The organism is Blastocatellia bacterium, from assembly GCA_016713405.1.
Classification (GTDB): domain Bacteria; phylum Acidobacteriota; class Blastocatellia; order Chloracidobacteriales; family JADJPF01; genus JADJPF01.
The window spans coordinates 45,289-69,994 of record JADJPF010000027.1 but is presented as its reverse complement, the minus strand read 5'-3'; the positions used below and the strand labels follow the sequence as shown (position 1 = coordinate 69,994).

18 protein-coding genes are annotated in these 24,706 nt (G+C 34.0%); 10 read left to right on the top strand and 8 right to left on the bottom strand.

What is annotated here, in order from left to right:
* Positions 1–2: 2 nt before the first annotated feature.
* From IPK14_26005 to IPK14_25985, 5 genes are all read right to left on the bottom strand, one after another.
* Entirely contained in the window at positions 3–1,409 is a 1,407-nt protein-coding gene (locus tag IPK14_26005; protein ID MBK7996697.1) for a glycosyltransferase family 2 protein, read from the bottom strand.
* Between the two features lie 6 nt (positions 1,410–1,415).
* Positions 1,416–2,015, bottom strand: coding sequence for a HEAT repeat domain-containing protein (locus tag IPK14_26000; GenBank protein ID MBK7996696.1), 600 nt, complete (start codon positions 2,013–2,015; stop codon positions 1,416–1,418).
* Between the two features lie 53 nt (positions 2,016–2,068).
* Positions 2,069–2,386, bottom strand: a complete 318-nt coding sequence (locus IPK14_25995; GenBank protein ID MBK7996695.1) for a hypothetical protein — start codon at positions 2,384–2,386, stop codon at positions 2,069–2,071.
* 140 nt (positions 2,387–2,526) lie between these two features.
* A complete protein-coding gene (gene yaiO, locus IPK14_25990; protein ID MBK7996694.1) occupies positions 2,527–3,114 on the bottom strand; it encodes a YaiO family outer membrane beta-barrel protein in 588 nt (195 codons plus the stop codon).
* Between the two features lie 86 nt (positions 3,115–3,200).
* Positions 3,201–3,755, bottom strand: coding sequence for a hypothetical protein (locus IPK14_25985; GenBank protein ID MBK7996693.1), 555 nt, complete (start codon positions 3,753–3,755; stop codon positions 3,201–3,203).
* A gap of 222 nt (positions 3,756–3,977) precedes the next feature.
* On the opposite strand from IPK14_25985, the gene IPK14_25980 reads away from it, so the two are divergent.
* The gene (locus IPK14_25980) at positions 3,978–5,588 is read left to right on the top strand and encodes a response regulator (protein MBK7996692.1); all 1,611 of its coding nucleotides are present in this window, start codon (positions 3,978–3,980) and stop codon (positions 5,586–5,588) included.
* A 12-nt stretch (positions 5,589–5,600) separates the two neighbouring features.
* Here IPK14_25980 and rfbB read toward each other — a convergent pair whose 3' ends face one another.
* A complete protein-coding gene (rfbB, locus tag IPK14_25975) occupies positions 5,601–6,638 on the bottom strand; it encodes a dTDP-glucose 4,6-dehydratase (GenBank protein ID MBK7996691.1) in 1,038 nt (345 codons plus the stop codon).
* Between the two features lie 274 nt (positions 6,639–6,912).
* Between rfbB and IPK14_25970 the strand changes: the two genes are divergently transcribed.
* From IPK14_25970 to IPK14_25930, 9 genes are all read left to right on the top strand, one after another.
* Complete coding sequence (locus IPK14_25970) at positions 6,913–7,392, top strand: TlpA family protein disulfide reductase (GenBank protein MBK7996690.1); 480 nt, start codon at positions 6,913–6,915, stop codon at positions 7,390–7,392.
* A 380-nt stretch (positions 7,393–7,772) separates the two neighbouring features.
* The gene (locus tag IPK14_25965) at positions 7,773–8,498 is read left to right on the top strand and encodes a hypothetical protein (GenBank protein MBK7996689.1); all 726 of its coding nucleotides are present in this window, start codon (positions 7,773–7,775) and stop codon (positions 8,496–8,498) included.
* Positions 8,499–8,518: 20 nt separating this feature from the next.
* Positions 8,519–9,097, top strand: a complete 579-nt coding sequence (locus IPK14_25960; GenBank protein ID MBK7996688.1) for a hypothetical protein — start codon at positions 8,519–8,521, stop codon at positions 9,095–9,097.
* Positions 9,098–9,109: 12 nt separating this feature from the next.
* Positions 9,110–10,264, top strand: a complete 1,155-nt coding sequence (locus tag IPK14_25955) for a prepilin-type N-terminal cleavage/methylation domain-containing protein (GenBank protein MBK7996687.1) — start codon at positions 9,110–9,112, stop codon at positions 10,262–10,264.
* Between the two features lie 60 nt (positions 10,265–10,324).
* The gene (locus IPK14_25950) at positions 10,325–12,103 is read left to right on the top strand and encodes a hypothetical protein (GenBank protein ID MBK7996686.1); all 1,779 of its coding nucleotides are present in this window, start codon (positions 10,325–10,327) and stop codon (positions 12,101–12,103) included.
* Positions 12,104–12,118: 15 nt separating this feature from the next.
* A complete protein-coding gene (locus tag IPK14_25945) occupies positions 12,119–13,615 on the top strand; it encodes a tetratricopeptide repeat protein (GenBank protein MBK7996685.1) in 1,497 nt (498 codons plus the stop codon).
* A gap of 199 nt (positions 13,616–13,814) precedes the next feature.
* A complete protein-coding gene (gene nrfH, locus IPK14_25940) occupies positions 13,815–14,261 on the top strand; it encodes a cytochrome c nitrite reductase small subunit (GenBank protein ID MBK7996684.1) in 447 nt (148 codons plus the stop codon).
* A 21-nt stretch (positions 14,262–14,282) separates the two neighbouring features.
* A complete protein-coding gene (locus IPK14_25935) occupies positions 14,283–15,656 on the top strand; it encodes an ammonia-forming cytochrome c nitrite reductase subunit c552 (GenBank protein ID MBK7996683.1) in 1,374 nt (457 codons plus the stop codon).
* A 3-nt stretch (positions 15,657–15,659) separates the two neighbouring features.
* Positions 15,660–16,859: a CoA transferase gene (locus IPK14_25930; GenBank protein MBK7996682.1), complete on the top strand. Its 1,200-nt coding sequence runs from the start codon at positions 15,660–15,662 to the stop codon at positions 16,857–16,859.
* On the opposite strand, the gene IPK14_25925 is transcribed toward IPK14_25930, so the two are convergent.
* Together IPK14_25925 and IPK14_25920 are read right to left on the bottom strand one after the other, a co-directional pair.
* Complete coding sequence (locus IPK14_25925; GenBank protein MBK7996681.1) at positions 16,852–22,263, bottom strand: SUMF1/EgtB/PvdO family nonheme iron enzyme; 5,412 nt, start codon at positions 22,261–22,263, stop codon at positions 16,852–16,854. The two genes, IPK14_25930 and IPK14_25925, sit on opposite strands and share 8 nt — an antisense overlap.
* 231 nt (positions 22,264–22,494) lie before the next feature.
* Positions 22,495–24,582: a DNA/RNA non-specific endonuclease gene (locus IPK14_25920; protein ID MBK7996680.1), complete on the bottom strand. Its 2,088-nt coding sequence runs from the start codon at positions 24,580–24,582 to the stop codon at positions 22,495–22,497.
* Positions 24,583–24,706: the final 124 nt, after the last annotated feature.

Sequence of the window (24,706 nt, the reverse complement as noted above, 5' to 3'; positions counted from 1 at the left end):
TTTTAATTCTCTAAAGCTTTTATTGTTTGGCGTTTAGGTTTACCCCAGCCTTTTTTCCAAAATTGAAAAGTGCCTATAAGTCTTTCAAAAGTAATGATTTGTCTATAGCCAAACATTTCTACTAAAGAGTAAAAACATAATAACAAAATATCTTTTAATGAGTGATAACGTCTAAACAAAATATTATCTAAGATAATAGAACTAATATTTATCCACATTCCCCATAAAATAGATATTGTTAAAAAAAGGATAGCTATTTCTTTATCTAGATAACCTAGTATATAAAATATTGCAAAACCAACATAGCCAAGAATTTCAATAATTGGACCCAGGGCTTCAACAAATGTAAAGTAGGTAAATCCTAATAATCCAACTGCTCCATATTTGGGGTTAGCAATCATTTTTTTATTAAATAAAAGTGTATCTATAAGACCACGTTGCCAACGGTTACGTTGCAAGAGTAAGGATTTAAGATCTGAAGGAGCTTGAGTAAAACATATTGGATCGGGAACAAAAACAACTTTGTACTTAATATCATTATCTATGCAATATTTGTGCATTCTTACTACTAAATCCATATCTTCGCCAACTGTATGACGGTAGCCTTTGACAGCTTGCACAATATCTTTTCTAAACAGTCCAAAAGCTCCAGAAATTATCAATAAACTGCCAAAAGCATTCCAACCAGTTCGGCCAGAAAGAAACCCTCTAGTGTATTCTACGGCTTGAAGAGCTTCAATCAAACCTTTAGGGGTTTTTAGTTCTGTTACAACGCCATTTTCAATTTTACAGCCGTTCATTACTCTAATTATTCCACCTGTAGCAATTACCTCTCGTTGCTCTACAAAAAGTCGTGCGGCTCTAAGAAGTGCTTCATTTTCCAGCAATGAATCTGCATCAATACAACAAAAAATAGGATAATTAGAAACATTTATTCCCGCATTAAGAGCATCAGCTTTACCACCATTTTCTTTATCAACCACAATTAAATTAGGGTAATCATAGGAAAGATAAATATTTTTTATTGGTTTATGCTCATTTATTAAGTCAACAGGTTTATTTGCAACAATCAGCTTAAACTCTGAAATTAATTTTTCCAGGGTTTTATCCTTTGAACCATCATTAACTACAATTACTTCATATTCTGGATAATATAAAGATAATAAAGATTTTAGGCTTGCCACAATGGTTTCTTCCTCATTGTAGGCTGGAGCAATAATTGAAAGCGGTTTATAAAAATTATTGGAAAGAATATTAGTAAGACCTTGACTACTAACCACATAAGATTGTCGAAATAGTGCAACTAAAGAAATAAAATTAAAAAGCGTATAAATGCTATTTACTAGAATAAAATATAGAAAAACTATAACTTGAAAAACTAGTAACGCTAATCCTAAATATTCCAACATAATGATTTATTGATTTAATGCAAAACGTGCCATATCGCGCACAAGTTTATTTTCTGAGTTAAGTTCTTGGCTAAGTATTTCTTTAGCTTCTGAGCCTAATTTACTTAGAGTCCTGCAAGCATTAAGTCTGACGTAATATTCTTTGTCTGCAAGTAATTTTTGTAAATCAGGGATAATTGCTGTGGAACAAAATTGGGCTGATTGTGCTGCAACAGCACGTACTCGCCAATCAATATCAGACAACGCTACTTTTATTAATTTTTCTCCCTGAGTATTTGCAAGTTTACCTAATGCTCTAATACAGGAAATTTTTATATTTGGATTTTGCTGATAAATAAAACAATACTCTATTATTTGTTTTGCACTTTTATAAAGGGTAGTTGAGCCACAAGCCTCAATAATATCTCGTTTTAATATTTGTGGAATATTTTCATCTGTTTTAATTTTATTTAGAAACGAAACAAATCTATCTTCAATTTCTTTAGAACAAAACTCTTGAATTATATTTGAGTATAGATACTCGTTAAATTTTGCTGAAGATGTTTCTAATGTGCTTAAAACTTTTGTTATAGCAAATAAAATTTCTTCGTCTGCAATTAAGCTCAAAGCCCATAAAAGTTTTTGTTTAACAGCTAGTTTTTCTTCTTTTTCTAGTAGAGCTAAAAAATATTTTTTTCTTCAGTAAGTTTTAGAAATCCTAATTTTTCAATTGCTTGAAATCTTTTTAGCCAAATGTTTGAGTTAACTTGTTTTTTATAAAAATCAATAACGCCTAGTTTTCTATTTAAGTCTTTAATATATGTTTGAGAATCACCAGAAATTGTTAAACATAGGTCAATAGAAACTTCTATAAATGTTGTATAAGCAAGCGAATTATTATCAATAACTACTTTGTGATTTTGATCAACAAGATAATTATTAATTAATTCAATAAATATTTTTTTATAATTCCTTTTTCGTCTAATTTGTGTTTCCACATAGATTTTATGCAAAATTAATATTATTAAAAAAAGTAAAGTAGAAATAATAAAAAAACTAACTAAATAGTATGTAATTTTAATTGTATCTTGTTGTGAAATAATATTTGTTATTTGTAAAATTAACATAAAATTTAGAATTAAAATTTCTTTTGTATTCCTATGCTAAAAGTATAACGTTGACGAAAATTATTTGGTGTAATTTCTTGTCTATCAAAACCAAATGTCATAATAGTTGTAGTTGTTTTATTTAATGCTTTTTGAAAGTCTACACCTACTCTATGGGATGAAAGCCTAAATAATTCTTCAGAAGTAAATTGCTCATTAGGTGCTGATCCTGTACCAAAAGAAAAACTAACAAAACTATTAGAGTCATCAAAATAGCGTCTTAGTAAAATAGAAGCTGAACTAGATGTTCCTATATCGCCAGGCGTAAAAAATGGTCGAAAGCTAATTAAATAATTTTTATAGTATTTGCTAATAGATCCAGTATAAATAAATACATCTGAGCTAAAACGCAAATAGCGAAAGCCAATAGAGGCTTCTACACCTTTAGAAAAATTATGATAAATTTCTGCCCCTGTACGAACTTTAGGAAAAATATTGGATGTAGACAGCCCGACGTTTAGATAAGCATATGTACCATCTTTAATTTTTGGATAAGCATCAATTTCATATTGCACAGCAGATCTATTAAATCTATGTGAATAATTAATTCTATTAATGATAGAAAATTTTTTCTAGTGTGATTTAAGCTAATAGAGGCCGTTTTGCCAAGGGTCAAAAGTTTTATCAAATACATCGCTAGAAAATTCTACTTGTAGAGTGTTTTTAAGGATAAATTTTTTAGCTCCTCAGATAGTAAAATTGCGTCTGTACTAGTATTGTCTAATTTTAGTGACTCATTAATAGCAGTTTTAGCTTCATCTATTCTATTTAATGCTTTTAAGGCTCTGGCTTTTTTGGAATATAAAGTAGCACTATTAGGGTTAATTGCTAAACCTTCATCACAATAGCTTAATGCTATTGTTGGGTTATCAGACCAAAGTTCTACATCAATTAAAGCATTTCGAGCATCTTCATAATCTGCTTTTAGGTCTAAGACAAGTTTTAGTTCTTTACGAGAATCAAAATAGTTACTTTCCCAAGAATAAACACGTCCTAGCAAGATTCTTGCGTCATGATAATTAGGGTTAGAGTTAAGGATTTGCTGGCATAAATTAATTGTTTCGCTGCGTTTACCATCAAAAGCAAGTTGTCTAGCTTGAGAAAATAAGTTATCAAGATTAAGTTTTTGATCTTGAGCAAAAACATTAAGGCTTAATGTAAATATTAAAATAAGTATAGTGGCAAAAAAATTTTTGTTCATAAGTCCAACAAAATTATTTAATCAAGTTATAACTCTAGGAAGTTAACACTAGACTAACTTTCAAACAATATTCTTAATAAAACTTTAATGCAACTGTAAGCAAAATTTAATTAATAATTTTTGGAAAAAGTGATAGATTTTTTTTAGTTGATGATTAAAACTTCTACAATATATTTTTAATTTATTTAATAATATAGCTTAATATTATTAACAGTAAAATTTATGGAATCTTGGGATAATCTTTTTAATGAGCTAAAAAAAGAGTTTGTTATAAGTGCTTTGGAGCGTTTAGAAAATATAGATAACTACCTAAACACTTTATTAACAAATAGTTTAGATAGTCTTACAGCTAACAAATTAACTACACAACTGCATTACAATTTTCATGCTTTAACTGGTTCTGGGCGTACTTATGGTTTTGCTGATATAAGTTTACTATCAGCAGAAGCAGAAAGTTTTTGCCAAGAAAGCTTGAAAGATAACTGCAAACTAAATATAAAACAACTAGAAAGAATGAAAATTATATGTAATAAGCTAAAAGTAGATTTAATAGACTCTAATAAATATGATGAAATTAATGGTAAAATTAATAATATTAATATAGCGTTCAATAATAATTTAGTAAACTCTAATATAAATTTATTAATTATTAGTGAAGATAAAGAATATAATCAAAAAATTAGAGAAAGTAATTTACTAGTGGATTCATCAATTTATCAACTTGACTCATTTGCTAAAGCTAAAGAAACATTAACAAACACATTACCAAAAATTTTAATTATTGATGCTCAACTACCTAATAGCAAAAGTAGCGAACTAGTAGAGTTCGTTTATAAACTACCTTTAGGCAGTAATACAAAAACAATTATTATTAATGTTAATAATGACTTTTTAGATAAGTTAGAAGTAATAAAATCTAAGGCAACAGCTTATTTTGAAAAGCCAACAAATTTTGATGAAGTTATTGCTTTAACAAAACAATTTTTAAACCCAGAAAACACATCAAGTAAGATTCTTTATGTAGAAGACGATGTTAATCAAGCATTGTTTCTTAGCTTAGTTTTAAGGTCAGCTAATTATCAAATAAGAATATGTGATAACCCAAATAATTTTGATACAGACCTAAAAGAATTTCTTCCTGACTTAATAATTCTTGATATTTTTCTTCCTAATGCGACAGGCTATGATTTGGCTCGTTATCTACGTAGCAGTAAAGAATATAGAAATATTCCTATATTATTTTTAACTACTCAACGTCAAGTAGAAATAAAATTTGAAGCTATAAGTTCTGGGGGAGATAGCTATTTAACTAAGCCTGTAAATCCTGATGTGTTAATTCCTACAATTAAAGCATTATTGGAAAAAAATAGAAAATCTATCTCTATTTCGCAAACCGAAGAGCCGTTACAAAAAGCAATTAGCTTAGAATCTAGCTTTGTTACTAAAGAAAACAAAGCTAGTAAGAAAATTTTGATCATTGATGATGATGTTACACTAGCAAATACACTAAAAGTAATGTTCCAAACCAGAGCTTATCAAGTTATGCTAGAACATGATGGTAAAAAAGGGTTAAACAGAGCTTCCTCATATTCCCCAGATCTTATTTTATTAGATGTGATGTTACCTGTAATAAATGGCTTTGATGTAGCAAGAAAGCTTAAGGAAATAGATAAAACCAAAGATATCCCTATAATAATGTTTACAACTTTGGGCCAGGAAGCCAATATTTCAAGAGGTTATAGCTTAGGTATAGAAGACTATATAACTAAGCCATTTTCTTTACAGCATTTATTATTAAAAGTAAATAAATGGCTAGATTCTGATTTAGGTTAAAAGTAACTTTATTTAAAAATCTGTTTTTGCTGGGTTAACAGCAAAACGGCTACTATAAACAGTATCGTAATATTCTCGATAAGCTGAAGTAGAACGAGTATCTGCCAACCATTCAATATTTCTTAAATACCAATCTATTGTTTTACGTAGTCCTTCTTCAAAGTCTACTTGGGTATGCCAGGTTAATTCACGTTGTAATTTTCCTATATCTAAAGCATAGCGTCGGTCATGCCCTGGACGATCATTAATAAAAGTAATAAGTTTTTCTGGGCGATCTAGCATTTTTAAGATTCGGCGAATGGTTTCTAAATTGGTTTTCTCACAATTTGCACCAACATTATAAGTCTGCCCAACTTTACCCTTAAGTAAAATTTGATAAATAGCTTGACAAGCATCTTCAACATAAATCCAGTCACGAATATTAAGCCCATCACCATAAACCGGCAATGGCTTAAACTCCAAAGCATTAGCAATAATTAAAGGAATTAATTTTTCTGGAAATTGATAGGGCCCATAACAATTAGATAACCTAACTGTTAGTGCAGGAAATTGATGAATATTGTAGGAAGCATATACTAAATGCTCCGCAGAAGCTTTGCTAGCTGCATAAGCATTACTAGGTGATACAGGAGAATTTTCCCGTAAAAAGATACCTGGTAGTAAATTTCCACCTACTTGATAAGTTGAAATATAAATAAAGCGAGAAACTTTTGCTTCTCTTGCAAAATCTAATAGCAGTTGTGTCCCAAAAATATTTGTCACCACAAAAGGGGCAGCATCTAAAATACTTCGGTCAACATGCGTTTCAGCAGCAAAATGAACTATTGCTTCTACTCCATTTAATACTTGTTCTACATGATCAGGTTGACAAATATCTCCTAAATAAAACTTATAATTAGGCTTATTTGCTACATCAGCTAAATTCTCAGAATTACCTGCATAAGTAAGTTTATCCAGGTTAATAACTTTATGTTCAGGATAATTTAGTAATAACATACGAATAAAGTTACTACCAAGAAAGCCTGCTCCACCAGTAACAAGTATTTTCATACCAAATTAAAGTCCGTCACTACTAATTTAATCTATTACAAATTTGGCTATAATAGCGGTATTTAGACTAAGAAAAAACCTATTATTACAAAAGTTTTTGATTTACTTAAAAAATTTTTGACACATATAAGGATTTTACAGTAACACTATAGCTTAATCTTAAAGTTAAATATAGTTAAGCATATAATTTGTACATCTTTTCTTTTTTACTATTCATCCCAAAAACACTATGTTTATTAAATTATGGAAAATATTACTATTTATATTATTATGCTTGTCCATTTGTCAATTTATCTATGGGCAAACTATTAATAATACTTTAACTTTTCAAGCCTTAAACGGGAGTAATGTTAGTCTTACCCAATATCAAGGCCAAGTAGTAATAATTTCTTTTAGTGCCAAAGGCATACCTCTTACACAATTTGAATTACCACAATTAGAAAAACTTGCTACTAAATTTACTAATGAGCAAGTTGCAGTAATTTGGGTTAGTACTAATAGCAGTCGTCAAAAATCGTCTGCTTTTGCTTCAGGCGAAGAGTTAGAAAAATTTGCCAAAAACTACCCACATTTAACCGTTTTACGAGATCTAGAAGGAAATATTTTTCAAAAAATCGGCGGAAATACTCTTCCTACTATCTTTGTACTAGATCAAAATGGCCGTATGGTTGGTCGTTGCCGTGTTGGAATTGACCCTCAAGCCAATTTAGTTAACGATTTAACCCCTACTATTAATAAATTACTTGGTCGCTAATGCTAGTTGGAAAAAATTACTTATAGGCAATTTTACTGTAAATCCTTTTAATAGTTAATATCTTAATAAAAAATTAACATTTTAATTAGATTAGTTGGCTTATAATTTCCATAACTTCTTCAAAAAAGATCACTAAGCGTTAAAATTTTGTTAAGATCCTAACAAATTCTTGCCGATTTTAACTATCTTTTAACTATGTAAAATATACATCCCTTTGCTATCATTTTCACTAGGTTTGTAACTAGGTTTAAGTACAGCAATATAATCCATAATCAATAATTCACTAACTATCATCTTAAGTAGGTTAACTATATTATAATTAAAATTACCTGGATTTATTCTTAATTTATAGATTTATTCTAAGTAAGCTATTAAGCAATATGAAAAACTCTATTATCTTTAACAAATTAAAGCAAAATAAAGGTCTTAGTCTTGTAGAGCTTTTAGTTGTAGTTTTACTTGTTTTGGCTCTTACCTTGATTGTAGCTAATGGTTATCGCTCTATAGCACGACGCAATATTGTACAAAGTGAAGCAATAAATATTGCTACTAGACTAGAACAATTAAGAAGTGCTGCCATAACACAAAAACGTGTTGTTATAAGTGCTACAGATCCTAGTAGTCGTGGAACACAATATAGAATTCGTTTTAATCCTATAATTAATGGAGTTAATTGTAATTGTTTAGTTGCAGAATATTATGATACTAGCCTTACCACTCCTGCTTGGGTAGCGGCCCCAGAAGTTAGCAGTGTTGCAATACCATTAAGTAACCGTGTACGTTTTGGCGTAGATTCGCTTACCCCAACAATTACAGCCATTCCTGTTGATCAACCTCCTTGTAGTCCTTCAAAACCAGTACAAGCAGGCCAAGCTTGCAATTCTAATATTCAAGAAGGCGAAATACGTTTTAATAGCCAAGGTTTTCCGGTTGCTACTAATAGCGTTGCCCCACCTTCAGCACCTAGAGCAGCAAATGCTATTTATATTAATGATGGTAGAAGCTCATACGCCGTAACACTTAATATTTTGGGTAGGATACAAGTTTGGTCATATGATCGTGGTTTTTCAAACCAATGGATACCTATTTCAGGTTCTGGTAGATAGTTTATTATTCAGGAGTTTTTATGCGTTTAAGACTAAAAGATTCCCGTGCTTTTACTTTACTAGAATTATCTGTGGCCTTGTTGGTTTTCTTTATTGGCATCCTTGGACTACTACAATTAATAGTTATTACTATTAATTCTAACCAACGTAACCGAGATATTGCTTTAGCTACATCTTTAGCACAACAAAAACTGGATCAATTACTAAGACCAGAAATTATTTGGACAAGCACGACTCTTAATAGAGGTGGAATAATACCTAATAGCCCTAATTCTAATCCTTTTGCTGCAACAAATACGGCTCCGGTTTCAGGCTATGTAGAGTTTTTCCGCTATGATGGAACAGCCGTAAGCCCCTATACACCTCCAACAGCAGGTACTTCAATAACAACACCGCCAAACACAACTTATTTTATACGTCAATGGCAAATTTGCGATGGTTGCGCAGGTGCAACAGACCGTTGCACACCAACATCAACAGCTTGTACACCATCACCTGTATTAAAGAAAATTACGGTGACAGTCACCGCTCTTAGTCCAACTTTAAGAAATAATTTACCCTCAGTAACAATATCAGCTTATAGATCTAGAATTGGTTAAGTAGGAACAACTATGCTAAAGAAAAAGAAAAATAATAAAGGCTTCTCTTTAATTGAATTGCTAATAACTTTAGCAATCCTTTTAATAGTTTCTGCTGTTATTATTAGTGCATTTACTAATACAGTAAAATCTTTACGTAGAGAAACTAGTATTGCTCAAAGAGATTCTGATGTTAAACGAGCATTACAACTAATGTCTTTAGAACTTGAACAAGCTGGAACAAGCCCAGATATTCTTAACACTAATTCGGCTAACCCTACAACTACAACACTACAAAATGCTACTAATGTAACTGCAACTGCCTATCCATCTACTTTTAATAATTTATCTCTAAGCAATACAACCAGTGGATTTGCTGTAAGAGGTCTTTATCCTGGTCGTCGGTTAATTTTAGGACTACCTGAAGGCTCAAATAATTCTCAAACCCTTCAAGTAGCATCTTTACCTAATAATTGTACTAATCCTTGTACAATTTCCGTCACTAATAATGGAGCAAAAAATCACCCTGCTGCTACCCCTGTAACCTCCCCAGCATTACCAATAATGTTTGGGATTCTTAATCCTCCACCTCTTACTAGTGGTAATTTACCACTTACAGCAACAAGTAAAAATGTTAATAGAATTGGGTTTATTGGTGATATTTTAAGTAATGGTAGACTTCAATATGTTGAATACACTTATGATGCGGCTACCAGCAGAATTTACCGATCATTAACTCCACTTAATCCAAATGATCCAGATAATGCAGCACTTAACCCAAATGCACCAAATAAAGCACCTGCTACAGTCCTACTTGATAGTGTTTTGCCTGGTACACAATTTACTATTAATTACTATAGTACAACTATTCCTATCCCAGTATCAGTTGTAATTTCCATAAGAGTAAGAAGTAATGTTCCAGAAAGACGTACCGGAGCAATTACATTTAATGAAATAACTAGCACTTTAGAAATAGTTCCTCGCGCAACAGCCGCAGCAGCATTAATTTTTGCTAATGGAGGAGAACAACCATTAAGAGCAATGACACCACCTTGTAATGGTACTGGAACAGGTACAGGGTATCCTCCTTGTACAGGTTGGAATACTAATAATTGGCCTTGGTGGAATCGAGTTATAACAAACTTTACAGCAACAAATTTTAATGGTATGTCACAAGCTTTACCATAAATTTTACTATCCTATATATTTTAATTACTTATTTTTCAGTAATTTAGGAGCAAAATAATTATGAATATGAAGACTGCAAAACTCATAGGAAAGAAATTAAAAAAACATCTTAAAAAAATCAAAAAACAAACTGGTGCAGCACTAGCAATTGTCTCTTTAATTTTGCTTGTATTAACTATTTTAATTATTTCTGCTCATTACACGACAATTGTTCAAACTACTTCTAGTGCAAGTTATAGAGACAATACACAAGCTTTTTATGTAGCAGAAGCGGGTATTCAACGCACTTTGGATTGGTTTATTCATCGTTACACCCAAGCAGGACTACAACCTAGTCCTTCTAGCCCTCCTGATTGGTCAGCAATTGCTACAACTGACAAAATTCCAACAGGAACTTCAGGTCAAGGGGATGCTCTTTATCCTAATAGAATGGGTAATGGCAATATAGTAATTTTAACTACTTCTGATATTAGCAACCCTGTAGCAACATTTCCTATTATTACCAAAACAGGTGGCCCGCTTAATGGAAGTCAAGTAAATATGCTTACAGATTTTCGGGATTACCTAAGTCAAACTAATGATTTTACTAGCACTGCAACTACCACTACTTCAGGAGCTTTAAGAGGTCGTTATTCAGTAACTGCAACACTACTTTCTACTAAATTAATTTCTGGTTTCACAGGACAATCTCAAAGAGTAGAAAGATGGAAAATTACCTCTGTTGGCACCTGGGCAAATTACCCTACAAATTCAACTAACCCAAATGCTATTTTGGCAAGCGCAGAAAATGTAGCAATAATTGAAACCCTCACTAAACCAGAACTCAGCCATGCAATTTGTGCTAATAAATTCCAATTTAATTCTGGAACTGATGTAGATAGTTATGACTCTGGAGACGGCCCTTTTGGTGGTACAAATCAAAATGGGACAACAGCAATAGGTGTATTTAGTAGTACTCCAAACACCAATCCTGATCAAGATTTTATTCGTGGTGGTCAAACACTTCCCGGAGGCCAGTTTGATATTCCAGCCCCCCCATCTCTTAACTTTGGATGTGGTCAACCTGGTGTAGCTTGTGGTATTAATTTCTGCCCAGATCCCCCACCTATTCCAGCATTTTCTCTACCTCCATTTACTGCTGGAAATGCTCCTGCTAACAAAGGCGCAGCTACAGCCCCAACCTATACAGCTATGTCTACACCTGCTGCTTGCTCTCCTACTTGTCCCACTGCTCCAACAACCTTAACTACTTGTACTGCTTGCGCTCGTGATATTGATCTTGGTGGTAATACCAATCAAAAAATACAACTCCCAGCTAGTGCTACTGGAGATTATTCTTTTTGGGTAAAAAATTTAACGGGAAATGGTGGCAAGGCCAATCTTACCATTGACAATCTTACTAATCGCAATGGTATAGGTACATTAAATATTTTTGTTGATAGCTTGAACACTAATGGAAAAGACATAATTGTTAATTCAAATGTGCAAAATCCTGTACATTTTTATGTTATTACCAATTTCTCTTTTGGTGGAAACGCTAAATTTAACCAATCAGAAAATGCTGCTGGAGTAAAAGTCTTTTATATTGCTACAGGTGAAAGAGATTTGGCTGGAAGTGGTAATCCAGAAATAAGCGGGCTACTCTTTGCCCCTAATGCTACTTTTATTAATAATGGTAGCCCTGCATTTTATGGAGCAATCTTTGTAGATAAATTCCATAGAAAAGGTAATGGCTCAGCAAATCAAAATAGCGGTGTTCATTTTGACCGCCAATTATCTAATAACTTTGCAAAAGTTTTTAGTTTTGTACCTCAAACCCAAGTAAGAAGAATATACTAAATAGGTAGGTAGTAAGTGAGCAAACTTTTTTCTAAAGAAGAAAATTTACCAAAAGGTCAAACTGCTAAATTAAAAGAAACATTGGCAGAAATGAGCTTTATTGAAGCCAAAGAAGCACTAGAGCGCAGTGATCGTTCTAGTGCTATTAAGGCTCTTAATGAAGCTATAAAACATTGCCCTGAAAACTCTACTTATTACTTACAACTTGTTGAAGTTTTAGCTGAAACTTCTAAAACAGATGCAATTAATATTCTTAATACCGCGCTAAGATTTTTCCCTGATGATCAGTTACTTAATAATAAGTTAAAGCAATTAGAAGATTCTTATCCTGATTTTAATGAAACACAGCTTGATTTTAACTATAACTTAAATGAAACAATGCTTGACTTTCCTCAAGAGCCAGCAAAAAAACTTATAAAATTTCCTGAAAAACCTAAGCCTATAAACACCCCTCAACTAGTGCCAACTCAAATTAAAACAAATAATTTAGAAGAATCAGAAACACAACCAAAACTTTCCTTTTCTGAAAGAAGAAAAAACTTAAAATCCCAAACAGGTAGACTTAAAGAAACCTTAGCAGAAATGAGCTTTATTGAAGCTGAAGAATCTTTAGAACGAGGTGATCGCATTAGTGCTATTGATGCTCTTAATGAAGCTATAAAAAATTTTCCTGAAAACTATGTCTATTACTTAAAGTTAGCTAATATTCTAGCTGAAAACTCAAAATCTGAAGCAATTGAGTTACTCAAACAAGCCCTGGATAAAGTCGCTGATAATTCAGAAATTACTGCCAAACTAGCAGAACTGCAACCCAAACCCAAACCCAAACCTACATTAAGTACATCTAATAAACCTGTTAATTCTTCTGGTGACATAAAATCTTTGCCCACTAAAGCTAAAGTTAAAGATGATTCAGAAGTGATTTTAAGTAGTCCCGATGATAATTTATCTACTAATAAAGTTGCTTGTCCTGCTTGTAAACAACTTAATGATATAAAACAAGTTAAATGCCAACGCTGTACTAGACCATTAAGCCGAGTTAATAGAATTAAAGCAAAAAGTATAGAAAGCGTTTCAAACCTATCAAACCATCTTAAGACTAGAGATATAATTATTCTTATTGGCATAATGGTTATTACTTTAGTCTCTTTCCCAATCGCACATAAACAAACCGCTTTAGCTGTAAAAATCTTACAGCCAAATGATCAAGGAGTACTTTTTAAAGAACAACCTGAGTTTCAATGGGATGTAGATATGGAAAATCTAGGCTTTCTTTTAGTAGTAGAAAAAGATGGTAAACCTATTGTTGAACGTTTTACTAACAATTCCTTTTACACACTTTCTTATGAAGAGATAGAACGCCTAGAAACAGGTGAACTTTACACTTGGAAAGTTATCCCTCTCTCACCAAAAAGAGTCCCTTTAAATTATAAATCTAAGGTGTCAGATTTTCGTGTTGCTGTTAAACTAGAACAAGAATCTGCTAGCCAAAATAACCCCGCCAAGCCCTAAAGGACTTGGCTATTATCAGAATCCGCTATGCGGATTAACAAATAATACTATTAAAAAATTTTCCTCACTCTTTACTAACAGTGTTTTACATTAGTGGTAAATTTTCCCCACTAAACCTATAATAATCTACTGGCATAATTATTGCTAATATGGTTTATTAGCAAGATAATCATAAAAAATTAGGATATTCCAACAAAAGATGAAGTCTCGAATTATTGCAATTATTGCTAGTATATTTATTGGCATCGCTATAGGTGTTAGCCTTTATACCTTTGTTTATGCCAAAGGTGCATCATATTTGCTTAATGACCCAGCAGCTTGTGCTAATTGTCATATTATGAATGAGCAATATGATGGTTGGCTTAAATCTAGTCATCATTCAGTAGCAACTTGTAATGATTGCCATACTCCTGATAGTTTTTTAGGTAAATATGTTTCAAAAGCTTCTAATGGTTTTTGGCATTCATTTGCTTTTACTACAGGTGTTTTTCATGAACCTATACAAATTAAAGCTTATAACCGAGACATTACAGAAAGAGCTTGTCAAAAATGCCATAAAGAAATGGTAGAAACCATTTTAGGTAGTTCAGAAAAAGACCGTCTTTCCTGTTTGCGCTGTCATTCTTCTGTTGGGCATATGCACTAAATTTTTGGAGGCAATAGATAAATGTCTGAAAGCTCATCTACTTTTCTTACTAAAAGACGTAAGCTATATATTTTAGCCATAGTTGCGGCTGTTGTAGCTATTGGTAGCACAGCATTACTTATAAACATTTTAGAACATAAACAAGAAGCTAAAAAACCTTTCCAGCTTGTCACAGAGCTTAATGATGATATAGACGATCCTGCTATTTGGGGAAAAAATTTCCCTCTGCAATATGATGGCTATATTAGAACAGTGGATCAAGTACGTACTCGGTTTGGAGGTAGTGAAGCCCTACATCGTACACCAACAAAAGTAGATCCTCGCTCTATTGTGGCACAATCTCGCCTAGAAGAAGATCCCCGCTTAAAAACTATCTGGGCTGGTTATGCCTTTTCTGTGGATTTTCGAGAAGAACGCGGACACGCTTATATGCTAGAAGACCAAACCTATACAGAAAGACAAGCAGTTGTTAAACAACCTGGTACTTGCTTAAACTGTCATTCTTCGACTTACGCACTTTATAAAAAATTAGGTAGCGGTGATATTACTAAAGGTTTTGAGCAGCTTAACCAAATGTCTTTTGTAGAAGGCCGTAAACTGGTAAAACATCCTGTTGCCTGTATAGATTGTCATGACAGCAGCACAATGCAGTTAAGAGTAACTCGCCCTGCTTTTATTGAAGGAATGCGAGCCTTAAAGCTTTCTCAAGGAATTGCTGACTATGATGTTAATAAAATGGCTTCTCGTCAAGAAATGCGCTCATTTGTTTGTGGTCAATGTCATGTTGAGTATCATTTCAAAGGGCCAGAAAAACGCTTAACTTATCCTTGGTCAAAGGGCTTAAAAGTTGAAGACATAATGGCTTATTATGATGAAATCAAATTTAAGGATTGGACACATGCTGAATCTGGAGCAGAAACATTAAAAGCTCAACATCCAGAGTTTGAATTGTGGAATCAAGGCATTCATGCCCGTGCTGGCGTTTCTTGTGCTGATTGCCATATGCCCTATAAACGCGAAGGTGCAATGAAAATTACTGATCATCACGTTCGTAGCCCACTTCTTAATATTAATACCTCTTGTCAAACTTGCCATAAATGGCCCGAAGCAGAGTTAAAAGAGCGTGTAGAGCTAATTCAAGAGCGTACTTATAAAATGCGTAATATTGCTATGGATGCTCTTGTAGATTTAATTAATGATATAAAGATGGCTCAAAGCCTTGGCAGAACTGTAGAAGAGCTAGCCATTGCACGGGATTTTCAACGTAAAGCACAATTTAGATTAGATTTTGTTGAGGCTGAAAATTCTCCACAAGAAGCAGCAAGAATTTTAGCCGAGTCCATAGACTTTTCACGCCAAGGACAAAATGCTCTGCATAAATTACCAGCAAAATAAATTATGACTAATAAACTTGGTGCATTAACAGGAATTAAAGTTTTAGATTTATCTAGGGTGTTAGCCGGGCCCTTTTGCACTCAGATTTTAGCTGATCTGGGTGCAGATGTAGTTAAAATTGAGCGTCCAAACGTAGGTGATGACACTAGATATTGGGGGCCACCCTTCACCCCTGACGGGACGGCAGCTTATTTTACCTGTACCAACCGAAATAAACGTTCAATAACTGTTAATCTTAAATCCAAGCTAGGACAAGAAATTATCCTTAAATTAGTAAAACAAAGTGATATTTTGATTGAAAACTATAAAACCGGAGAACTAGCTAAATTAGGTCTTGATTATCAGACGTTATCATCAATTAATCCTCGTTTAATTTATTGTTCAATCACAGGATTTGGGCAAAATGGCCCAAGAAAAGATGAAGCAGGATATGATTTTTTAATTCAAGCAATGGGTGGGCTTATGTCCATTACTGGTCAACCAAACGAGATTGAAGGAGGCTTAAAAGTAGGTGTTGCGGTGACAGATCTTTTTACAGGTCTTTGGGCTAGTGTAGCGATTTTAGCAGCACTTCAAGCCCGCCATACAACTAACAGAGGCCAACACATAGATTTAGCCTTATTTGATTCTCAACTTGCAATGTTAGCCAATGTTGCAAGTAATTGGTTTATCTCAGGCAATGACGCTAAACGTTATGGAAATGCTCACCCTAACCTAGTACCTTATCAAACATTTAACAGCAAAGATGGCTTTTTTGCTTTAGCTGTAGGAAATGACCGTCAATTTGAGCTACTTTGTAAAAAACTTGGAAAAGAAGATATAGCTAAACGTTTTTCAACCAATGCTTTACGGGTAGAACATCGAGTTGAATGCGTCCAACTATTACAAGAAATTTTCTCTCAAATGACGCAAGCGGAAATTATTTCTCTTTGTAATAGTTTAGAAATTCCAGCAGGTGCAATAAATTCTGTAGCTAAAGCTTTTCAAGACCCACAAACACAAGCTAGAGAAATGATTGTCAGGCTAACTAATAGCTTTGGCGTAGAGATTCCAACAACAGGATCACCTATAAAAATGAGTGAAACCCCTGTTAGCTATCATTCTGCTCCGCCGTCGTTAGGTGAACATACTGAGCAAATACTAAAAGAGTTAGGCTATTCTTTGGAAGAAATTCAACACTTAAGCGAAAAACAAGCTACTTAAAACTTCTCACTAGGCGAAACCCTACACCATTAACCCTAACATCAGGCGTAAGAGTGGCACGATTTGCTAACCGGGAATGGGTAGCCGTATGAAGCCAGCTACCTCCACGGGCAATATGAGATGTTCCAGAACTTGCCCCTTTTGGATCTATTTCTGCCACACTTGAATAGTCACCATACCAATCTTGACACCATTCCCAAACATTTCCATGTGTATCATATAATCCCCAAGCATTAGGTTGTTTTTGTCCAACTATATGTGTTTGTGCTTTAGAGTTTTTGCCATACCAAGCCATTTTATCTAAATCTCCTGCATGTTTGTCTTTAGTGCCTGCACGCGCAGCATATTCCCATTCTGCTTCTGTTGGGAGTCGATAAGTTTTTCCTGTAAATTTTGAAAGCCTTGCACAAAATTCTACAGCCTCACCCCAAGTTATTTTTTCTACTGGCAAATTTGCCCCCTTAAAATCAGAAGGATCTGCAAGTAAAAAAGTGTTTATCATTGGTAAATTTGCTACTGCATTCCATTGCGCTTGTGTGACTTCATATTTTCCGATGTAAAAGGGGGAAACTGTAACCGTGTGTAACTTTTCGTCTGCATTACGTCCTTCTTCATTTAAAGGAGATCCCATTTCAAATGTACGTGCTTCTATTTTCACGATTTCGATTGTTACGCCATTATCTGGTATTTCTATAGGTATATTCTCATTTGCTTTATTGTATATTTGTATATTTTCTACTTTATTTTCTACTTCTTTAACATCTATTTTTTGTTCTCTTAATACAAGTCTTCCTTCTTTTAAGTCTATAGGAACTTTTTCTTTTACAATTAAGACTATTTCCTCTGGAGGTCTATTTTCTGCAACTACATTCCATATTCTTATAGTTTTATCTAAACTAGCAGTTATTACTTTTTTTCCATCATTAGAAAATTTTGCATTAACCAAACCTGCTTCATGTGCTGAAAGTGTTACTAAAAACTTTCCTGTTGATTTTTCCCAAATTCTAGCCGTATTGTCATAAGAACTTGTAATTATTAACTCTCCATCTGAGCTAAATTCTCCTGTTGCTATATCTTGCTCATGCCCTAGCAATGTACTAATTAAATTACCTGTTTTGCTGTCCCAAAGACAGGAAGTTTTATCTTTGCTAGTGGTTAATATAGTTTTTCCATCTAGGCTAAATTTAGCACTAGTCACACCATTTTTATGTCCAACTAATGTGTGAAGTAGTTTATTTTCAAATATTTGCCAAATTTTTGCAGTTTTATCAGCACTTGCTGTAACTAGTAGTTTGTCATCAGGGCTAAACATAACACTATTCACACTTGCTTGATGAGCATTTAATGAAGCTTTTAAGCTTGCATTGTTGCTATCCCAAATTTTGATGGTTTTATCTGCTGAAGCAGTAGCTATTAACTTACCGTCATTACTATAACTTGCAGCATAAATAGCACCTTTATGACCCGTTAACGTGTTTAATAATTTACCTGTTGTGGAATCCCAAATTTTAGCCGTGTGGTCATAACTTGTTGTTAATATTTGCTTTCCATCCAGGCTAAAAATAGCTGTTCTTAAACCGTCACTATGGCCTGCAAGCGTTGTTATCAAACTTGCGTCTTGAGTTTTCCAGATCTTTGCAGTGTTGTCTAAGCTAGCCGTAACAATAAATTTTCCGTCAGGGCTAAATTGTGCTGTTAGAACTGTTTCTGTATGTCCTTTGAGGGTAAAAAGCTCTTTTCCATCTACAACTTGCCAAATTTTAGCAGTTTTATCAGCACTAACACTTACTATTAACTGATCATCTGGGCTAAAAACCGCTGTCATCACTGCCGCAGTATGGTTGCTTAGAACAATAGGAGGGCGATTTTCTACTTTTGCTAAAGCTATTGAAAGCATATATCTTAAAGGCAGACTGCTGGCCCCTTGTGCATAAGCTTCACTAAGATAAACTGCTGCATTATCTAAATTCCCTTTTAGAATTTCTTGCCGTCCTTGTTCCTCATAAAGCTCTAAAGTTTTTAGTAATTGCTGTTTTGTTTTTTGCTGTTGGTAGAAAAGCAATGTTGAGCCAAATGTTAATATTAAAATTGCGGCTATAACTAAAGCTTTTTTTATCTGCTGGTTACGGCTTGCATCTGACAAACTTAAGCCAATAAATTCTTCTTCTAGTTCTGTTAATTTTCCTTTGTAATGACTGCGCCAAAGTTGATATTCTGTTAGTGCTTCGTCCCGCCATAGCAACCCCTTTGGACGCTTTCGCTCTTGCCATTGACGCGCAGCAGCACGAAGTTGATCACGAAGTCTTGCACCTTCTGCCGTCTCTTGTCTCCATTTAACAAGCCGAGGCCAAACAGAAATTAAGGCTTCATGGACTATCTCAATTTTGTCTACTTCTTTTTCTCCTTCAGTAGCAACTAAAAGCCTTGCTGAAATTAATTTCTCTAGCACCATTTCGCTATCATTAGTTTTTCCAAGTAGTTGCAAAATTTCAGGACGTGTTAGAACTGCTTTTGTACCTTCACTTGTAATTAAATGGTGGAAAGCCTCTCTTACAAGAAGTTGTTCTGTTTGAGACATTTGCATCAATATTTCTTCGGCATGCCGAGCTAAAGCACCTGCAACACCTCCCATTAATTCATAACTTCTTCGGCGTAGTTGCTTAAATTCTTTGTCTCGCTGCTCCCAAAGCTTTGAGGCTGTAAAGGCTATTAAAGGCAAAGCACTTGTTTGACCAGCAACAGCATCTACTATTTCAACAGGAAGTTCTTGATCATCAAATTCGTAGCCTGCTCGTTTGGCCGGTTCTGTAAGTATTCTAAGTAATTCTGTAGTATCAGGAGTAGTAAGTATTTCTAAAGCTTGAGCTAAATGGTCTTTTAGACCTTTCAATTCTTTAACTCGGACAAGAAAATCATCCCGCATTGTCAGAACTACTCTAATTGGGTCTTCTTCAGAGCTTGCTGCTAGGGCTATTGCTTCTACATAAAGACGTTGTTCTTCTTTATCTAAACATAGTGTAATTATTTCCTCAAATTGGTCTACTACCAGCAATAGCATAGATTTTTGTTTGCTAGCAAATTGTCTTAAGATTTTAGCTAAGTATTTTCTATCTTTTTGTAGCTCTGCTCTTAAGTCTGTTAGTTCAACTCCAAGCTTTAAGAGCTTTGCAGCAAGTGTAACCAAAGGAGATAGCCCAGGGCGGACGGTTAAAACTTGCCAATTTTCAGCAAGTGAAGCAATAACCCCAGCTTGAATAAATGAGCTTTTCCCTGCTCCAGACGGCCCAACCACTGCTAAAAGCGGTTGAATACGTAAGCGATTAAGAAAATCTATTGTTTCTTTTTCTCGTCCAAAAAATAGCGCAGAATCCATTGAAGAAAATGTTGTTAGTCCCAAATAAGGAGATTTTTCTATCAACATTCCTGTTTGTTTTTTTTCTTCTTCTGTTAGAAAATGTTCTTTAAACCACAACCAAGGAGATTCTTCTTCTATTTCAAAGCCATTTGGGAAGGAAACTAATTTTGTTCCGGTTCGTCCTTTACCTTCTAGTAAAAATACCTCTGGAATTGCACCTGGTGTTGGCCTAGTAATTTGTACTAGCGGCCAAAGTGATAATACAAAATAACCTTGTGAGTCTACCAAAATAACTTTGGCACCATCTAAATTATTGTTTTTTATTGCTATTGTACCAGTTTCTTTTAAGCTACCCATCCATTTTGTTGCTTGTTGGCTTTCAGGAAGCACTAAATAATAACTACTTAACCAATTTGTTTCTTTTAACAAAACATTTAATTTACTTAAAAACTCATTTAATAAATTAATTAGCTCTTCTTCAGCTAAAGAGGCACTAGAGTCTATTTCATGTTGTAGTTGTAATAAGTCAGCAAAGACTCCTGTAAAAGAGCTAAGATTTTCACTATCTGAAGCAAAAAATAGGTTTACAAGTTCTGGAATAGGATAAACATCTCTCTTTTTAGCAAAAGGACGGCATAACTCTCTAGATAATTCTGCCCATTGTAAATTGCTTAAGCTTTGTTTTCGTAAATCTGCTAGAGCTTTATTTATTAATTCATTATTTTCTTGATTGTTATTAATACGAGAATAGCTTGCTAAAGTTAAAATACTTACATATCTAACTAAAACACTAAAAACTAGTAAGATCCTATCCCGAAATTGATAAACGTTTCGTGCAGCTAAAAGGCTAGCAACCGTGTCTGCTATGGGTTTAGGCGCATTTGTTAGAAGATCTTCTTTTAATAGTTCATTTAGTTGAGGTAAATTTATTTGTTGTTCACTAAATCCGGCGGCTTCTCGAAAATCCTTTGCAAATTCTAAAGCTGATTGATACCGCTTTTCTGGGTTTTTAGCCATAGCTTTAGCAATTATACTATCTAAAACTGGCGAAAAAGTTTTGCCTAAAGGCGGTACAGGCTTACTTTTATGTGCAAGTGCTAAATCATATCCAACTTCACTAAAAGGAGGTCGAGCAGTAAGTAATTCATATGCAATAACACCTAAAGAATAAATATCGCTATAAGTATCTGCTTTAACTGCATTTTCCCATAGCTCTGGGGCCATATACCTAGGAGATCCCATCATGCCTTCTGTACGGACAAAATAACGGTTTTCATTAGTATCATTGTCCATTCCAATTAAAGTGGGGATTTGGCTAGAGATTTCTTTTTCTAACTCATTTTGCAATAAGGTTTTTTCTTCTTTAGTAGTAATTCTATTTTTTACTACTTCAATAGCTGTGTTTGGTATGTAATCAGAATCATCTGAATGAAAAGCAACTTTTCTAGTTATTAAAGTGTTTATCTCACTCTCAATATTAAATGTTTTACTTAAGTTATTGGTTTGTAAGGAGCTATTTTGCAAAGACAAGTCTTTAGCAATACCAAAATCTAGAAGTTTGGGGAGTAAACGACCAGCACGAGAAATAATCATAATATTAGCTGGTTTTAAGTCACGATGAATAATGCCTGTGTCATGTGCGGTTTGAACGACTTCACAGATTTTATCTAGAAGCGGAATAAATCGTTCTAGTGGAAACGCTCCTTGCAAGCTAAGCACTTCATCTAAAGGTGTTCCTGCAACCAGTTCCATAGCAATCCAAAGTAGTCCATCTGATTCTGCGCCAAATGAGTAGATATGAGCGCAATATGGATGCTCTAGTCTTGATGCTAATTGGGCTTCTCGCTTAAATCTTTCAATTATTTGTGGATCTGTTCTATGTCTAGTATGAAGAATTTTTATTACTGCATCACGTGCTAAAGTTATTTGCCTAGTTTTGTAAACAGTACCAAAACCACCTTCTCCTAATTTTTCTTTGATTAAAAAATCTCCCAATGTTCGTCCAATTATTGGGTCTTTTATATCATTATTAGTAATATTGTCATCCATAAAATTCTTGTGGTTCTTAAACAAAAAATCTGTCTACATAAAGCAAAAACTGTAGCAAAAATATACGCTTGCATTAGTACAAATGAAAAAAGGTTTTCCTGCAATTATAAAAATATTATTGTGAGGTAGGCTAATAAGTGAGTATTTTAAGGGGAAGGAAACAAAAAAATGAGAAAATTTTTTTTTGTTTCCTTCCAAAATAATGAAGTTAAATTGGAGTAATAACAGAAGTTATAAGTTATCAACTCTAGCTTCAACAGCCGTTTGAATTACACTAGATACATTGGAAAGAAAATCATAACCAGTAGCATTTTCTATTCTATCAACACTAGTTCTATAGCTTTGCCAATCTTTAGAATCTAAACTATTCTCATTTGGCATATCTATAGCAATTACTCTAGTGTTAGCATCAATTCGAGCAAGATCATTATCTCCTTTAGGCAGTATTACAGCAATTTTCCAAGTTCTTTCTGGAATATCAACTTTGCCATTTGCTATTGTACCTTTTGAGCCATAGCCACCAGAAATAATATAAAGCTCATTTCCTGAATTAACTAAACCTCTGCAATAATTCTCAAAACCATTCCAAGGGCCAGAATTATTAGCGGCTGTTTGTGGAATCATGTTGGTCATTAAAAACACTTCTGAATTAGCAGTTTTATTTACAGTTCTATCACTAGATGGAATCATATGACCACGTGTATAACCGCTACCGGAATAATCTTTTGGTGTAACTTGATACCAACCTGGAGGTAAACTAGTATCAGCAGCAAAAGAACCTGCTCTACCAGAATTTCCTAAATTTGTACTATCTAAATGCCAGCTTACCCAGTTTGGAATACCTTTATCTCGGTTATAAGAAATTGTGAATTGTTGTTTCTCCATTAAGTAATTACCTGGGTTATTTACATCTGTAACAGCATTACTTGGATTACCTAAGAAAATATTTACATTCCCTGAAGGATTTGGATTAGGCGTTGGCCCTGGGGTTGGCTCTGGGGTTGGGGTCGGTGTTGGCGTTGGGGTTGGCGTTGGGGTTGGCGTTGGGGTTGGCTCTGGGGTTGGCGTTGGTGCTGGAGGAGTTAGTTTATTAATTTCATCAATGATTTGTTGACTACTTAATTTGGTAATTCGTTGCTGTTCGCTACCACCTAAGCTTGTTAGCTTATCAAAAGTATCTTGTGGTAAACCATCTATTTTACGGGCAAAAGTTCGCTCATTATCTGCATTTTGTCTACCTAGATTTTTTAACAAATCGTCATCAAGCCCAGCTAAACGAAGTGCAGCACTATCTGTAATTTGTCGTAGGGTACTACCTGCTAGTCCCATTTCTGACAATCTTGTTCTTGCTAATGCTGGATCTGGAGTTGGGCCTGGTGTTGGCACTGGTTCTGGCGTTGGGGTTGGTACTGGCTCTGGTGTTGGAGTTGGTACTGGTTCAGGGGTTGGGGTTGGAACCGGCTCTGGTGTTGGTAGCTTTTTAATTTCATTAATAATTTGTTGGCTACTTAATTTGGTAATTCGACTTTGTTCGCTACCACCTAAGCTTTTTAGCTTATCAAAAGTATCTTGAGGTAAACCATCTATTTTACGGGCAAAAGCGCGTTCATTATCTGCATTTTGTTGTCCTAGATTTTGCAATAACTTATCATCCAGAGCAGCTAAACGAAGTGCAGCACTATCTGTAATTTGTCGTAGGGTACTGCCTGCTAGTCCCATTTCTGACAATCTTGTTCTTGCTTGTGCTGGGTCAGTTTCTACAGTTCTACTTGGTGCAGAAGGGGTTGAAGGTGTTGGAGAAATTTGGCTTTTTACAATTTGAATAACTTGTTGTAAGAGTTCTGTTACTTGATTAAAAACATCTAAAGTTTTATTAATTAGTCCTAACTCAGTTTGGTCTTTACCTGACAAAGCATCAGCAGCCTTATTAATTGACCTGCTAATAGCATTAATTTCTTTATCTACGCCACCTAAAATAGTTTTATTACTTTTTGCAACAGATTGTTCTGTTTGTTGTTGTCTAACAGAATCTGTATATAGAGCAGCAGATGAAATAGTTTTTAGTTGTTTTTGTAGGTGTTCTGGAGAAGCTTTTGGTTTAACTTCTAAAAGATTAGCAATTTGTTGTTGCTGCTTTAGGCTACCAATACTTTTACGTGAGCGAGCAAATTGCTGGCTTAATCTTTGGCTAATATTAGGATCTGAGGTTTGAAAAGCACTATTCTCTACTTGTTGCTTTTCTACTTGTTGTTTTGGTTGATTTTGATTGGTTATTTCAGGAGCATTAATATTTGTTGTCGAGATATTTTTAATTGACATGTATCCTCATTATTTTAGCGAGATTATTCAAACAGAAAAAAGACGACCTCAAGCATTATCGGGCTTAAAGCCCAAAAGGTTGTTTATTTGACTTAGTTTTTATAAACAATTTCTAGGATTTATT